The sequence below is a fragment of the Acinetobacter lactucae genome (assembly GCF_013344765.1).
GTDB classification, from domain to species: Bacteria; Pseudomonadota; Gammaproteobacteria; order Pseudomonadales; family Moraxellaceae; genus Acinetobacter; species Acinetobacter lactucae_A.
On the sequence record NZ_JABVBF010000088.1, the window covers coordinates 1 to 13,957 of the forward strand.

The window sequence follows — 13,957 nt, forward strand, 5'->3', positions numbered from 1 at the left end:
CAATAATGCCATTAAAAACTTAACTTGAAACCCTGTTGTGTATAAATCCGACAAATTTAGTTGATTTTTTTTAAATCTACCTCATCTTCGGTTAATATAAAGGCATCAGCTTGAGGAATATTGTTATGTCGACTGAGAACACCAACACTGCTGTTGCAGAAGAAATTCCAAACCTTTTGATTACACCATCTGCACAAGAGTATTTGCACGATTTACTAACGAAGCAAAATACTCCGGGAATTGGCGTTCGAATTTTTGTTGAGCATCCGGGTACGCCACGTGCGGAATGCTGTATGGCATATAGTGCGCCAGAAGAAGTGATTCCAACGGATTATAAACAGGATTATCCTGATTTTCCTGCGTATATTGATGCGCCATCTATTCCTTATCTTTTAGATGCCGTAATCGATTACAACAAAGACCGTTTTGGTGGTCAGCTCACTTTCCGTGCTCCAAATTCTAAAGTTCCACGTGTTGGTCCAGATGCTTCGATTGAAGAACGTATTACTTACATTCTTCAAGCAGAAATTAACCCAGGTCTTGCAGGGCATGGCGGAAATTGTAGCTTGGTAGAAGTACAAGATGATCCAGAACACGGTTTGACTGCTGTATTGAAATTTGGTGGTGGTTGCCAAGGTTGTTCAGCAATTGACGTTACCTTGAAACAAGGTGTCGAAACCACTCTAAGAGAGAACATTCCTGAGCTTCAACGTGTGGTTGACCAAACTGACCATACACAAGCAGAAGGTGCTTATTTCAAATAATCGAATTATTTGAAAAGTGAAATAAAAAAGCCTCGGGATGAGGTTTTTTTATTATTCAATACAATTAATGATAATTATTATCAATATCATTTGTAATTTTATTTATCTTTGTTACAATGCGAAACTGAAAATGAGAGATGTTTAATAAATCAATATATTGGGAATACTTATGTCGAAGCGTATTATCCAGTCAGTGCTTTCTATTTCAGTACTGGCAAGTATGATGTCTATAGCTTATGCTGCACAAAACGAGCAAGAACAAGCTGAACAAGCATTAGAGAAGCCTGCTGAACCTGTGAAATTGGAAACAATTTTTGTAACAGCTGAAGAGCAAGTGAAGCAGTCGCTCGGTGTATCAGTAATCACCCAAGAAGATTTAGAAAAACTACCAGTTCGTAATGATATTTCTGATTATGTGCGCCGTATGCCTGGTGTCAATTTAACGGGTAACAGCGCAACAGGGCAGCGTGGCAATAATAGACAAATTGATATTCGTGGAATGGGGCCTGAAAACACGCTTATTTTAGTGGATGGGAAGCCAATTAACTCTCGTAATTCAGTTCGTTATGGCTGGAAAGGAGAGCGTGATACACGAGGTGACTCAAACTGGGTGCCAGCAGAAGCAATCGAATCGATTGAGGTTTTACGTGGTCCAGCAGCAGCTCGTTATGGTTCTGGAGCGGCAGGTGGTGTGGTTAACATCATTACTAAAAAAGTCACTAATGAAACCCATGGCTCAGTAGAGTTTTATACATCGCAGCCTGAAGACTCTAAAGAAGGTGCATCAAACCGTGTTGGTTTTAACCTAAGTGGGCCACTGATTAAAGACGTTTTGTCTTATCGTTTATATGGTAATTACAATAAAACAGAAGCTGACGATGTTGATATTAATAAATCAATTGGTAGTACCGCAGCTGGGCGTGAAGGCGTTAAAAATAAAGATATTTCGGGTCGTTTAGCTTGGCAGGCAACAGACCAGCAAACTGTTTTGCTTGATGTTTCTTCTAGCAAACAAGGGAATATTTATTCTGGTGACTCTCAATTAAATGCAAATGCTGAAGCGGATGCGATTCTTTCGGAACTTATTGGTAAAGAAACCAATACTATGTACCGTGATAGCTATGCATTAACCCATGAAGGTGATTGGTCTTGGGGTAAGAGTAAGCTCGTTGCTCAATATGATAAAACACATAATAAGCGCCTTCCAGAAGGCCTTGGTGGCAGCACAGAAGGAAAAATTAATAACCTTGATGATAAAGCCACTTCGCGTTTAGAAACTCTTCGATTTAATGGCGAGGCCAATATTCCTTTTGAATATTATGTACCGCATGTATTAACACTTGGTACCGAATGGGTTGAAGACAGATTTAAAGATAATGTTTCGACAAATCAAGGGAAAGACAGTAGTGGTTCAGGTTATGGCGATCAATTGGCTAAAGGCGATCGCAGTAAAATGGAATCACGTATTGCTTCTGCATATATCGAAGATAACTTGAAACTCACAGATAGCACAGATGTCGTGTTAGGACTGCGTTTTGATGACCATAGTAAATCTGGTTCTAACTGGAGCCCAAGCTTAAATATTACCCAAAGACTTAACGATTACTTCACTTTAAAAGGTGGGGTGGCAAAAGCTTATAAAGCACCGAATATGTATCAAAATGCCGAAGGGTATTTATTAAGTACAAATGGCAATGGTTGTCCAGCTAATATTGAGTCACGTTGCTTGTTGCAAGGTAACGGTGATTTAAAACCAGAAACTTCAGTAAACAAGGAGCTCGGGATCCAGTTCCAAAAAGATATCGTGAATGCAAGCTTAACTTGGTTCCGCAATGACTATAAAGATAAAATTGTGGCTGGTACAAATGTTGTTGGAACAGTTGATGGTTCAAGCACGAATGCAAATACAGGCGCTGTGACCAATACCAAGTGGAATATCTTACGTTGGGAAAATACGCCTAAAGCATTAATTCAAGGTTTTGAAGGAAGCTTAGGATTAGACTTTGGTGACATTCGCTGGACTAACAACTTTACATATATGATGGACTCAAAAGATAAACAAACAGGTAATCCATTATCTTTAGTTCCAGTCTATACAATTAACTCAATTTTTGATTATGACATCACAGATCAGTTAGATGTGAATTTTGTATTTACTCAGTATGGTCGTCAAAAATCACGTCAGTTTGCAGAAAGTAGAATCGAATCTGGTATTGGTTCAGGTGGAGCAAATTCTGCGCTTAAGCCAAGTACTGTAAAAAGTTATAGTACCGCTGGAATTAATCTCGGTTATAAATTTTCAGACAATATAAGTACGCGTGTGGGTGTAAGCAACTTGTTTGATAAACAAATTTTACGAGACAGTAATTCGATCAGCCAAACTTATAATGAACCAGGTCGAGCTTATTACGCTTCTTTAAAATATTCTTTCTAATCAACACAAATAACAAAGGCGCCTTAAGCGCCTTTGTTATTTAAAATATCTAATGCTTTTTCAGAATAATAAAACTTTTCTAGGTAAACACGAGCACGGCATCGTAAATGTCCGGTTGTGACTAATTGTTGTAGTATGGGTACAAGCAATGCGGTGAGTTCATGCTTCACTAAACTTTCATCAATATTGAGGTCACGAAGCAACAAATCAAAATTACGTTCTTGATTACGTACATACCAAGTGTAAATGCCATCATGTACTTGTTGTTTTAAATAATCGGTTTGACGAATGTGGTCCCAGATTTCATGTCCTAAACCAACCGTTTTTGATAAATCTTGAACTTCTATATAATTTTTTAAAACAGACAGCGGCATCGTTTTAACTTTATGCCAAACATTTGCCTGAAAATGATAGAGCTTATCATTGTCAAAGTGTTGGTTTAAAACACGCTCGCTCATTTGGCTGAGTTTTAAAATATTCTTTTGCAAATAATGATTAATTGTATCGGCCAGATTTGAATCGGTTACGGTTTCTAAAACAGATTTCCCCATTTTCATGAAACGGCCTACGCCCGGCACACGTTTTGACATTGATTCATCTAAATAATCATGCATTGTTTGCTGAATCAATTGAGTCAAAAGTGCTGAAAAGGCAGGGTTATTCACAATCGTTTTAATCAGTTTTTTACGGTGCTGCTCTTTACTCGCAACGTACTGTGCAATTCGGTCAATCGTTAAAACAGGAATAACATCTTCAACAGTTGCCGTTTCATTTGCAGGATGAATCAGCGCAAAATGAATATGCGCAGCGATCTGTTCAATCAGAAAATCAGAAGCAGGCGTATCTAAAATCTGCTTTTGAATCAGCTGTTGAATCTGCTCAAAAGTCCAAATGTTTTGTAATTGCCGACTTCCCAACCAATGATAAAACTGCTCAAACTCTTGTTGAATCACTTGAGTCTGAGCAAATTGCTCATCTAAAAAATCTAGATGAGCTTCAATAAGTTTTTCAATGATGGGTTGGGTAGACATATGGTCTCACAAGTTTGAAGTTTTATTTAAGGCGTAGTCGTTTTTAAAGGCTGGTTTGTTTCTACTTTCAGTAAAAACGGTACATATTGTTGAATGACCAACTGTTCAGCTTCCAAAATTGGCATATGGCCTACGTTTTCTAAAATAACGGGAGGTTGAGCATTCTTTAAAAGCCGTTTCAGTTCATTTGCGACTTCTACATTAATAATTTTATCTTGTTTACCCCATAAAATGAGTATCGGTGCATCAATTGTTTTGGTAAGTACCGCAAATGAATCTGGCGTATAAACCTTATTAAGTGCAATTAGTTGATCAACCAGTTTTTGTGTTTGAGGTGCCTGATTAATCATCAATTTTTCTTGAGCTTGCAAAAACTCTTTAGGAATAAAAGGAGGATTAAACATGGTTTGCTTTAACAAATAGTTAAAGTCCCCTTTTTTAGATACTAAGAGTTGTTTTAGATAAGCAGGATCTTTTAGATAAATTGTGTTGGCTGAACGAAAAATACCGCCGCTATCTACTAAAAATAAACTTTTGGTTTCAAATGGATATTGTCCGGCATAGAGCAGGGCAATAGAGCCGCCGAGTGAGTGCCCAGCAATGTGGATCGGACCTTTTAAATTTGCAGCTTCAACAAATCGACGTAATTTTTCTGCAAGATTTGGAACTGAATAGTCGAAGTCTTGAGAAACGATTGTTTCACCACTGCCTGGTAAATCAGGAATAATAACATGATAATTTGTTGTGAGATAACGAGCTACTCGGTTCCAGTTATCACGGCTGCCCGCTAGGCCATGAATGAGTAGTAAAGTTGGTTTTGTTGTAGAGCCGCCTTCGCTATATGACCAAGTCACATCGCCTACTTTTAGGCTTTTACTTTGTAAACCAGCCCAACTGCGTTCTTGCTGTAAAACATTCTGGAACGTCACATCAATATTGTCGGCTGCCTGCACTTGAGAAATGCTCATGACTGACAATAAGCTACAAGCTACAGTCAGTGCGGTAGCAGTTTTTTTCATAGAGGCTTTAATTGATGTGGACAGCCTTGTCATTGATTTCATCCTTGATGCTTAAGCGAGTTTGAAAAATTATTGAAAAACTTTGCCAATGAGTCATTTGCCAAATGTTTGGAATGAAGAAAATTATAGTCAATCGGAGAACCAAAGTATGTCTATTTTTTCGCTAAACAGCAGGGAATTTGTCGTAAAATCTCCATTAAATAGGATGAGGTGCTTTTCATTTTTTTCATGACAAAGGATTTATTTTTTGTCAGTGACATTCAAATTTTGACACATTAAAATGCTTTCTAACCTTGAAAAAACAATGGAAATATAAAATGCCTACTGCGCAAGAAGTTTTAGATCGTCTGAAAGCTGGTAATCAACGATTTGTAAATGGAAATACTTCCCTTGCAAAAACCTTATCGCATCATGAACGCGCTGAAATGGCAAAGGATCAAAATCCTTTTGCGATTGTATTAGGTTGTTCAGATTCACGTGTTCCAGCAGAAATGGTATTTGATCAAGGTCTTGGTGACTTATTCGTAATTCGTGTTGCTGGTAATGTGGTTGCACCTTCACAAGTCGGTAGTGTTGAGTTCGCAGCAGAGCGTTATGACTGTCCAGTTGTAGTGGTATTGGGACATAGTCATTGTGGCGCGATTCAAGCAACAATCGATACGTTAATGAATCCTGATCACCCACCATCATCTAACTTAATGTCAATTGTGAACCGCGTTCGCCCATCAGTTGAAATTTTAATGCAGACTGATTTAAAAAATGATTTGAAAAAACTTTCATGTCATGCGGTGCGTTCAAACGTTTTTGCTTCGGTAAATCAATTACGCCATGGTTCGGCTGTGTTAGAGAGCCTGATTGCGAAAGGTGAGTTGATTGTTGTAGGGGCAGAATATTCACTAGAAACTGGTGAAGTAACCTTTTTTGATTTCTGATTATATTAAAAAGAATACTTAAAGATAAAAGGTGCCTATAGGGCACCTTTTATATATGGGTAAGCTAAATTAACTAGTTTTGACTGCGCTTGAGCATTGGGATGAATCAAATCATTTTGCATAAGCTGTTTTTGACCAGCAACACCATCTAGAAAAAACGGTAGCAATTTCACCTGATATTTTTGGCTTACAACTTTATAATTATTTTCAAAAGCCTTGCTATATGCAGCCCCATAATTTGGCGGAATTTTCATGCCAAAAAGAATAACTTGGGCTTTTTGTTTCTGACTTAACTGAATGAGCTGATCCAGATTTTTTTGAATCATTTGAGGTGGTTGACCACGTAAGCCGTCATTTCCGCCTAATTCAATCACAACTATGTTGGGCTTATAGGTCTGCAATAATTTAGGTAGTCGTGCTAAAGCGCCGCTGGTTGTTTCTCCACTAACACTTGCATTGACCACTTTATGTTGTTTGGGATACTGTTGGTCTAAGCGTTTTTGCAGTAATTGTACCCAACCTTGTTTGGGATCAATTCCGTAACCGGCACTGATACTATCTCCTAAAATCAAAATAGTTTTCGCCGATACAAGCATAGGCAACATACTTAATGAGATGAGCATGATGCTTTTAGAACCAATCAAAAAAGATTTAGACATTTGTACTTCGACCCTGATTCTGAATACATAGGACTTTTCACATCATGCCACAACCCATCATTGCTGCCCATCAAGTTACACAAACTATTCAGATTAACCAAAATCAGTTTACGATTTTAAAAGATATTGATCTAGAGATTTTTGAAGGGGAACAGCTAGCAATTACGGGACGTTCTGGCTCAGGTAAATCAACATTATTGGGAATTTTGGCAACTTTAGATCAGCCATCAGAGGGAGAGATCTGGTTGTGTGGTCAAGCAGTTCATCAGTTAACTGAAGAACAACGTGCCCAGATCCGAATGCAGCATATTGGTTTTGTATTTCAGTCTTTTCAACTTTTGCCTCAGTTGAGCGCACTTGAAAATGTCATGTTGCCCTTAAGATTACGCAAAGATTTTGATTATAAAACCGCAGAGAAAAAAGCTTTAGATTGGTTGCATCGAGTAGGGCTGAGTCGTCAAGTTGAACAAACACCTAAAGTTTTATCTGGAGGAGAACAGCAACGTGTGGCAATTGCACGAGCTCTCATTGCAGAACCACAAATTATTTTTGCGGATGAACCGACCGGAAACTTAGATGGTCAGACAGCACAAGAGGTTGAAAGCCTACTCTTTGATTTAAACCGAGAGTTAGGTACGACTTTAATTTTGGTGACGCATGACCGTAATTTAGCAACCCTTTGCCAGCGTCATATTGAATTAGATGATGGCCGATTAAAGACAGTACAGGGTGGTTAACTTATGCGTAATCTTCTAAAACCACTGTTGCTACAAAGTTTTCGTACGGGCGGATTATATTTACTCATTATTGCTCTATCGCTTGCGATTAGTGCAACAACTGCTCTGAAATTTAGTAATGATCAAGTTAAAAATGCGGTCAGTCTGCAAGCCTCTCAAATGTTGGGCGCCGATTTGGTTCTCTCGAATAACGAGCCTATCGAACAGCCGTGGAAAAAAAAGGCAGAGCAGCTTGGTTTAAAACAAACCAATGTCACTATATTTAGCTCTATGGCACATACCCAAGATCAGTTTGTCATGGTCAATGTAAAAGCGATAGAGCCTTTATTTCCACTCAGAGGTCAGTTGGAAATTGAACCAAATGCTAAACAAATTCAATCTGGTGAAGTTTGGCTAAGTCAAAGAGCAGCGGACTTACTTAAGGTAAAAAGCGGAGATATTGTTTCTATTGCTGACGCTACCTTCCGTTTTAGCGGTGTGATTGTACGTGATTCAAATCAAGAACTCGGTTTTTCAGGCTTTTCACCAACCGTTATTATTCATCAAACCGATATTACTAAGACTCATGCGATTCAGATAGGGAGTAGAATTGATTATCGTTTATTAATGGCAGGTAGCCCTGAACAGGTTCAGAGTTTTTCAAAGCAATTTAAGCAACAGCATCAAACCTCTAAAGACCCAGATGAAACGGTTGGTTTGCGATTGCGTGATGCAAGTGAATCGAACAGTAGGTTATTACGTCCGCTGGAAAACCTAGATACTTTTTTGCAATTGGCCAATATTTTAACGATTTTATTGTGTGGGATTGCCATCGCTCTAACGAGTCAACGTTATGTGCAGCAAAACCAAGATCATATTGCGCTGATCAGATGTTTAGGTGCCAGTAAGTCCCAAATCTTGTGGGCATATATTGGATTGCTTTGTGTTGTCAGTGCGATTTCAATTGTGTTGGGCAGTCTATTAGGTTTAATCATGGGTTATGGCCTACTGCAACTGATGCTGCAATTAATTCCTCAATTAGAGCTAAGTTTTTCTGTTATACCTTTTTTAGTCGGGCCTTTACCCATTGCTATTTTTACGAGTGTGATCGTATTGCTTGGTTTTATTTTGCCAAGCATCTGGGAGCTTTTAAATACACCTCCAATTCGCGTTATTCGCGAGCAAGCCAAATCTCGTAAATCTTTATTTTTTATGTTTTTTGCAGGGATCACTAGCCTGATCGTTTTTAGTTTGGTGTTGAGCGAAAACTTAATGCTCAGCATTCTGGTTTTGGCTGCAATTATCTTACTTTGTATTTTGCTTTACGTCGTTGTTTGGCTATTGCTTCGTAGCTTAAAAAAGCTGAAAAATCGTTTGTCTTTTTATATTCGGTCTCCATCGCAAAGTGCCTTACAAATTACTGCATTGGCTTTAGGGTTAAGCCTTATTACAGTGTTGAGCGTATTAAGAACAGATTTATTGGAGCGTTGGCAGCAACAACTTCCTGAAGGAACACCTAATCAATTTGTTTATGGATTGCCTCCATTTGATTTAAAAGCCTTTGAGCAACAGTTAAAGCAACATGGTTGGCAAAGCACGCCGTTATATCCAAATATTCGTGGCCGATTGCTGGCTAAAAATGATGTACCTTTTTCAGAAGAGGCGATAAAGCAAAATAATTCTTTACGCCGTGAACTAAATTTAACTCAATCAAATCTAATGCCAAATGACAATGTCATTACAAATGGTCAAGCTCAGTTTAATGCCATTGGGCAAGTTTCAGTCGAAAGTAAAACTGCCGAAAGTTTAGGAATGCAAATTGGAGACAAGCTGACCTTTAGCTTGCCCGAAGGGACATTACAAGCCAAAGTTGTCAATTTCCGGAGCGTAGAGTGGGAAAGCTTTAGCCCTAACTTTTTCTTTATTTTTTCACCTAAAACCTTAGATGAAAATGCTGGAAGTTATTTAGGTAGTTTCTATGTGCCTAAGCAAGATCAACCTAAAATGATCAATATGATTCAGCAATTCTCAAATACGGTATTTATTGATGTTGATCGTATTTTGGATGAAGTAAAACGCTTAATGAATGTTTTGGTTAAAATAGTAACTGTACTGGCAGCATTAGTCGGTTTTTCTGGAATATTGGTATTAATTGCATGCTTAAACCTGTTAATGGATGAGCGACGCCGTGAGGTTGCTTTACTGCGCTCATTTGGTTTATCTAAAAATAAAATGAAGCAAATGCTCAGTTTTGAGATTGGTTTCTTAGGTCTGTTAGCAGGCATAGTTGCCTGCTGTTTTGCAGAAGTGATTAGTGCGATTGCTAGTTATAAAATGAATATGGCCCTACAGTGGCATATTGAAATATGGCTGATTTTACCTTTTGGTATGATGCTGGTTTGCGCCCTGATTGGTCGTTATCGACTAGGTTACCTCTGCAATTTACCGCCTTTACAAAGTTTAAGAGAGTTAAATCAATTATAGGTTAAGGAATAATGTCAGGGTTCTGGATGATGATTTCATGCCAGAGTGGAAGTAAAGGCGTATTGATTTGCACACAGTACATATAAAAGCCACCTGTAGTAATTACTGCGCCTAATAAGCCTAAAATTTTAAGTATAGTTTTTAACTTGCTGACATAGCTTAAGTACCACATCAGTGCAAGGAATGCTCCAATAATAATGCCGCCAATATGCGCGGCATTATTAATACCCGTTGCGACAAAACCAAAAACAAGGTTGATGGCCATAACCATTAATAAAGCTTTTTTATCGAGTATGTAAGCTTGATGCGGAAGCGGAGGGAATAAAGAAAGAACAGTTAATGCAGCACCTAATCCCATCACGGCACCTGAAGCGCCTGCACTGACATGAGGAAGTAGGCTCTGATCGAAATGTTGTAGTAATTCATGTCCATTCTGAATAGTCATATAACTACTGAGAAGGCTACCGAATAAGCCAGCAAGTAAATACATGCCTATAAAGTAGAAGCGACCAAATAGTGACTCAGCAACATTACCGAAAATATAGAGTGCCCACATGTTAAGCATGAGGTGGACGAGACCAAAATGAAAAAACATGCTTGTAAATAAACGTTCGGGCTGCCCAGAAAAAGTAAGTGGTGTAAAATCTGCACCCCAATGAATAGCATCTTTTATGGCTGGGTCGCTAATATCGACACCAGTCGCAATTTGCCAGACAAACAAACCTACATTAATCAAGATCAATAGGGCGGTCAGCCACCAAGTTTGTACATTGAGTTTACGATTAATGTGCGGAGGCTGATATTGAGTCATGCTATGCTTTTGTTATATATAAACATGCTTAACAGCTTAACATGAAAAAAGTTGAATACAGGAGATCAGGACGAACATGAAAGCTTTTATTGTTCGCGTGTTGTTAATTTTTATTGGGGCAATTCTCCTCATTCAACTTTGGATTTTCTCAAGTTTAGTCTGGTGGCGTACACATGAAGTTGATACCACCATGTTTATGCGATTGGATTATTGGTCAGATACATCCGAGCCGATCATCCATGAGTGGCTTGACTATGATGATATTAGCGACAATTTCAAACATGCGATTTTAGCTGGAGAAGACGCAAAATTTATCCACCATCATGGTTTTGACTGGGAGGGGATTCGTTTTGCTCTAGAGCGTAATAATGAAGAGGGTGAAGTAGTTGCTGGTGGCTCTACTGTGTCTCAGCAACTTGCAAAGAACCTATTTTTATACAATAAGCGTTCATTTATTCGTAAAGGCCAAGAAACTGTCGCAACATGGATGATGGAGCGAATGTGGTCAAAACGCCGAATTCTTGAGGTGTACATGAACTCCGTTGAGTTTGGCAAAAATCTGTATGGTGTTGAAGCAGCCGCGCAATATTATTATGGTAAAAGTGCTAGAAGCTTAACGCGTGAACAGGCTGCTTTTTTAGCCGCGTTATTGCCAGATCCGAAATATTATCAAGATCATCGTAATGATCGTAAACTACAATATCGAAAACGCGTTATTTTACGTTATATGAATGGCACCCAAATTCCTGAATAATGATGTTTAAAGATGTGTTAATTTTTTAGTTTTTACCAAATTGTCATATTTTTGCAGCATACTGTTTTATAGAGATTTTGGCTGGATAGAGAATTGAGTTAGACATGAATACAGCGATTACACCAACGACCCCAATAGAATATAGTTATAATGACCGTTATATAAATCGTGAATTGTCTATTCTTGACTTCCATTTGCGTGTATTGGAACAAGCGGTAGACCCTTTACATCCATTACTTGAGCGAATGAATTTCCTGCTCATTTTTTCACGTAATCTAGACGAGTTTTTTGAAATTCGTGTTGCGGGGGTAATGGAGCAATTTTCTCTAGGCAATGAAAGTCGTAGCCCTGATGGATTGACGCCAAGACAAGTTTTACAAAAAATCTCTGAAACTGCTCATGCCGCGATTGAACGTCAGTATCGTATTTTAAATGAAGAAATATTACCTAAGTTACGTGAAGAAGATATTTGCTTCCTTCGCCGTGGCGAACTAACGCCAGCACAGTCGGCTTGGATTAAGAAATATTTTCAAGAGCAAGTTGCACCTGTACTAACACCAATTAGCTTAGATCCAGCACATCCATTCCCACGTCTCGTTAATAAAAGCTTGAACTTTATTGTGACTTTAGAAGGGAAAGATGCTTTTGGCCGCCAAATTGATTTAGCTGTGGTACCAGCACCACGTTCATTACCGCGTGTCGTTCGACTGCCGGATGAGTTAACAGGTGGTAAAGAACATCACGTCATGCTCTCTGCAATTATCCATGAGCATGTGTCTGATTTATTCCCAGGAATGACTGCAACTGGATGTTATCAATTCCGTGTTACACGTAATGCAGACTTGGCATTAAATGAAGATGTTGAAGATTTAGCTAAAGCTTTAAAAGGTGAATTAAGTTCTCGACGTTTTGGTCGCGCGGTTCGCTTAGAAGTAACTCATAACTGTCCACAGCATATTTATGAATACTTATTAGAAGAATTTGATTTAAGCGATGAGCAATTATACAAAGTTGATGGTCCAGTAAACTTAGCCCGTCTGGTTTCAAATTTTAAACGTCCTCATTTGCGTTATGACTCGCATACGCCAGTTGTGCCTAAAGTGTTTAAAAAGACCGAAAGTATTTTCTCGGCAATGCAGAAGCAAGACATTTTGCTTCATCATCCGTTTGAATCTTTCGCTCCAGTAATTCAGCTCCTTCGTGAAGCTGCTCGCGATCCACAAGTATTGGCAATTAAGCAGACACTTTACCGTAGTGGCGCTGACTCTGAAATTGTACAAATTTTGGCAGAAGCAGCGCGTAATGGAAAAGAAGTAACCGCAGTTATTGAATTGCGTGCCCGCTTTGATGAAGAGTCAAATATTGAAGTAGCGAACGTTTTACAAGAAGCGGGGGCTGTCGTTGTTTACGGTATCGTGGGTTATAAAACTCACGCCAAAATGATTATGGTGGTACGCCGTGAAAATAACAAACTGGTGCGTTATGTTCATTTAGGAACGGGTAACTACCATGCGATGAATGCTCGAATTTATACAGATTATGGTCTTATGACGACTGATAAAGATCTGTGTGAAGATGTGCACCGTATCTTCCAAGAACTGACGGGTATGGGCAAAATGGCGAAATTGAAAAAGCTATTACATGCACCATTTACCTTACATGCTCAACTCATCAACTTTATTGATGAAGAAATTGCCAATGCTAAGGCAGGACGTAAAGCTCAAATTATTGTCAAAGTGAACGCTCTAACAGAAGTTCAATTGATCAATAAATTATATGAAGCATCTCAAGCGGGTGTTCAGATTGACCTGATTATTCGTTCTATTTGCTGTTTACGTCCGGGTTTACCTAACTTATCGGAAAATATTCGTGTACGTTCAATTGTAGGACGTTTCCTTGAGCATACTCGCGTTTATTACTTCAGTAATAATGGTGATGCACGTATTTACTGCTCAAGCGCAGACTGGATGGATCGTAATTTATTTAACCGTGTTGAAGCATGTTTCCCTGTTGAAGACCCTGCACTGAAAAAGCGTATCTATCAACAAGGCCTCGTGAACTATTTGCAAGATAATCAGCAAGCTTGGTTATTACAGTCAGATGGTACTTGGGTGCGTGCTGAGCCAGCAGAGGGTGAAAAATTGCATAATGCTCAAAGGGCACTATTGGAAATCATTAAATAATGTATTTTCAGGATTAAATAAAAGCCGACATTTTGTCGGCTTTTTAATTAGCTGAAATTCAAAGTAATTTAGTTAGTTTTTCTAAATGGTTGTTGGATAAACGATAATAATTTGAAGCACTGCAATATGTTTTTAAAATATGTGATTTTTTACATAAAACATTGAATTTT

Annotated in this window: 12 protein-coding genes; 7 read left to right on the forward strand and 5 right to left on the reverse strand. The window is 38.5% G+C overall.

The features are described 5' to 3' along the window. The first annotated feature begins 125 nt into the window (after positions 1-125). Both nfuA and HUN22_RS10295 read left to right on the forward strand, forming a co-directional pair. A complete protein-coding gene (nfuA, locus tag HUN22_RS10290) occupies positions 126-764 on the forward strand; it encodes a Fe-S biogenesis protein NfuA (protein ID WP_002117617.1) in 639 nt (212 codons plus the stop codon). Positions 765-933: 169 nt separating this feature from the next. After that, the gene (locus tag HUN22_RS10295) at positions 934-3,198 is read left to right on the forward strand and encodes a TonB-dependent siderophore receptor (protein ID WP_174728800.1); all 2,265 of its coding nucleotides are present in this window, start codon (positions 934-936) and stop codon (positions 3,196-3,198) included. 23 nt (positions 3,199-3,221) lie between these two features. On the opposite strand, the gene HUN22_RS10300 is transcribed toward HUN22_RS10295, so the two are convergent. Both HUN22_RS10300 and HUN22_RS10305 read right to left on the reverse strand, forming a co-directional pair. After that, positions 3,222-4,229 (reverse strand): hypothetical protein, encoded by a 1,008-nt coding sequence (locus tag HUN22_RS10300; protein ID WP_174728802.1) that lies wholly within the window; start codon positions 4,227-4,229, stop codon positions 3,222-3,224. 26 nt (positions 4,230-4,255) lie between these two features. Then, a complete protein-coding gene (locus HUN22_RS10305) occupies positions 4,256-5,281 on the reverse strand; it encodes an alpha/beta fold hydrolase (protein WP_174728804.1) in 1,026 nt (341 codons plus the stop codon). A 284-nt stretch (positions 5,282-5,565) separates the two neighbouring features. Here HUN22_RS10305 and HUN22_RS10310 point away from each other — a divergent pair, with 284 nt between their 5' ends. Beyond that, on the forward strand, positions 5,566-6,180 hold the full coding sequence (locus HUN22_RS10310) for a carbonic anhydrase (protein WP_004703121.1): 615 nt from the start codon (positions 5,566-5,568) through the stop codon (positions 6,178-6,180). Positions 6,181-6,215: 35 nt separating this feature from the next. Here the strand turns inward: HUN22_RS10310 and HUN22_RS10315 are convergent, their stop codons facing one another. Then, positions 6,216-6,839, reverse strand: coding sequence for an arylesterase (locus tag HUN22_RS10315; protein ID WP_174728807.1), 624 nt, complete (start codon positions 6,837-6,839; stop codon positions 6,216-6,218). A 44-nt stretch (positions 6,840-6,883) separates the two neighbouring features. Between HUN22_RS10315 and HUN22_RS10320 the strand changes: the two genes are divergently transcribed. Next, entirely contained in the window at positions 6,884-7,576 is a 693-nt protein-coding gene (locus HUN22_RS10320) for an ABC transporter ATP-binding protein (RefSeq protein ID WP_174728811.1), read from the forward strand. 3 nt (positions 7,577-7,579) lie between these two features. After that, positions 7,580-10,039 (forward strand): ABC transporter permease, encoded by a 2,460-nt coding sequence (locus HUN22_RS10325; RefSeq protein WP_174728814.1) that lies wholly within the window; start codon positions 7,580-7,582, stop codon positions 10,037-10,039. Position 10,040: 1 nt separating this feature from the next. Here HUN22_RS10325 and HUN22_RS10330 read toward each other — a convergent pair whose 3' ends face one another. Further along, positions 10,041-10,850, reverse strand: a complete 810-nt coding sequence (locus HUN22_RS10330; RefSeq protein WP_174728817.1) for a rhomboid family intramembrane serine protease — start codon at positions 10,848-10,850, stop codon at positions 10,041-10,043. A gap of 76 nt (positions 10,851-10,926) precedes the next feature. Between HUN22_RS10330 and mtgA the strand changes: the two genes are divergently transcribed. Continuing rightward, entirely contained in the window at positions 10,927-11,604 is a 678-nt protein-coding gene (mtgA, locus tag HUN22_RS10335) for a monofunctional biosynthetic peptidoglycan transglycosylase (RefSeq protein WP_174728820.1), read from the forward strand. Between the two features lie 104 nt (positions 11,605-11,708). Then, complete coding sequence (gene ppk1 / locus HUN22_RS10340; protein WP_174728823.1) at positions 11,709-13,787, forward strand: polyphosphate kinase 1; 2,079 nt, start codon at positions 11,709-11,711, stop codon at positions 13,785-13,787. 58 nt (positions 13,788-13,845) lie between these two features. Here ppk1 and HUN22_RS10345 read toward each other — a convergent pair. Next, positions 13,846-13,957, reverse strand: a 112-nt coding sequence (locus tag HUN22_RS10345) for a hypothetical protein (RefSeq protein WP_174728826.1), incomplete at its 5' end; no start/stop codon positions are given.

What these genes read in the sequence shown, in the direction of transcription:
- nfuA (WP_002117617.1), top strand. Translation starts at nt 126, where the DNA reads ATGTCGACTGAGAACACCAACACTGCTGTTGCAGAAGAAATTCCAAAC.
- HUN22_RS10295 (WP_174728800.1), top strand. Translation starts at nt 934, where the DNA reads ATGTCGAAGCGTATTATCCAGTCAGTGCTTTCTATTTCAGTACTGGCA.
- HUN22_RS10300 (WP_174728802.1), bottom strand. Translation starts at nt 4,229, where the DNA reads ATGTCTACCCAACCCATCATTGAAAAACTTATTGAAGCTCATCTAGAT.
- HUN22_RS10305 (WP_174728804.1), bottom strand. Translation starts at nt 5,281, where the DNA reads ATGACAAGGCTGTCCACATCAATTAAAGCCTCTATGAAAAAAACTGCT.
- HUN22_RS10310 (WP_004703121.1), top strand. Translation starts at nt 5,566, where the DNA reads ATGCCTACTGCGCAAGAAGTTTTAGATCGTCTGAAAGCTGGTAATCAA.
- HUN22_RS10315 (WP_174728807.1), bottom strand. Translation starts at nt 6,839, where the DNA reads ATGTCTAAATCTTTTTTGATTGGTTCTAAAAGCATCATGCTCATCTCA.
- HUN22_RS10320 (WP_174728811.1), top strand. Translation starts at nt 6,884, where the DNA reads ATGCCACAACCCATCATTGCTGCCCATCAAGTTACACAAACTATTCAG.
- HUN22_RS10325 (WP_174728814.1), top strand. Translation starts at nt 7,580, where the DNA reads ATGCGTAATCTTCTAAAACCACTGTTGCTACAAAGTTTTCGTACGGGC.
- HUN22_RS10330 (WP_174728817.1), bottom strand. Translation starts at nt 10,850, where the DNA reads ATGACTCAATATCAGCCTCCGCACATTAATCGTAAACTCAATGTACAA.
- mtgA (WP_174728820.1), top strand. Translation starts at nt 10,927, where the DNA reads ATGAAAGCTTTTATTGTTCGCGTGTTGTTAATTTTTATTGGGGCAATT.
- ppk1 (WP_174728823.1), top strand. Translation starts at nt 11,709, where the DNA reads ATGAATACAGCGATTACACCAACGACCCCAATAGAATATAGTTATAAT.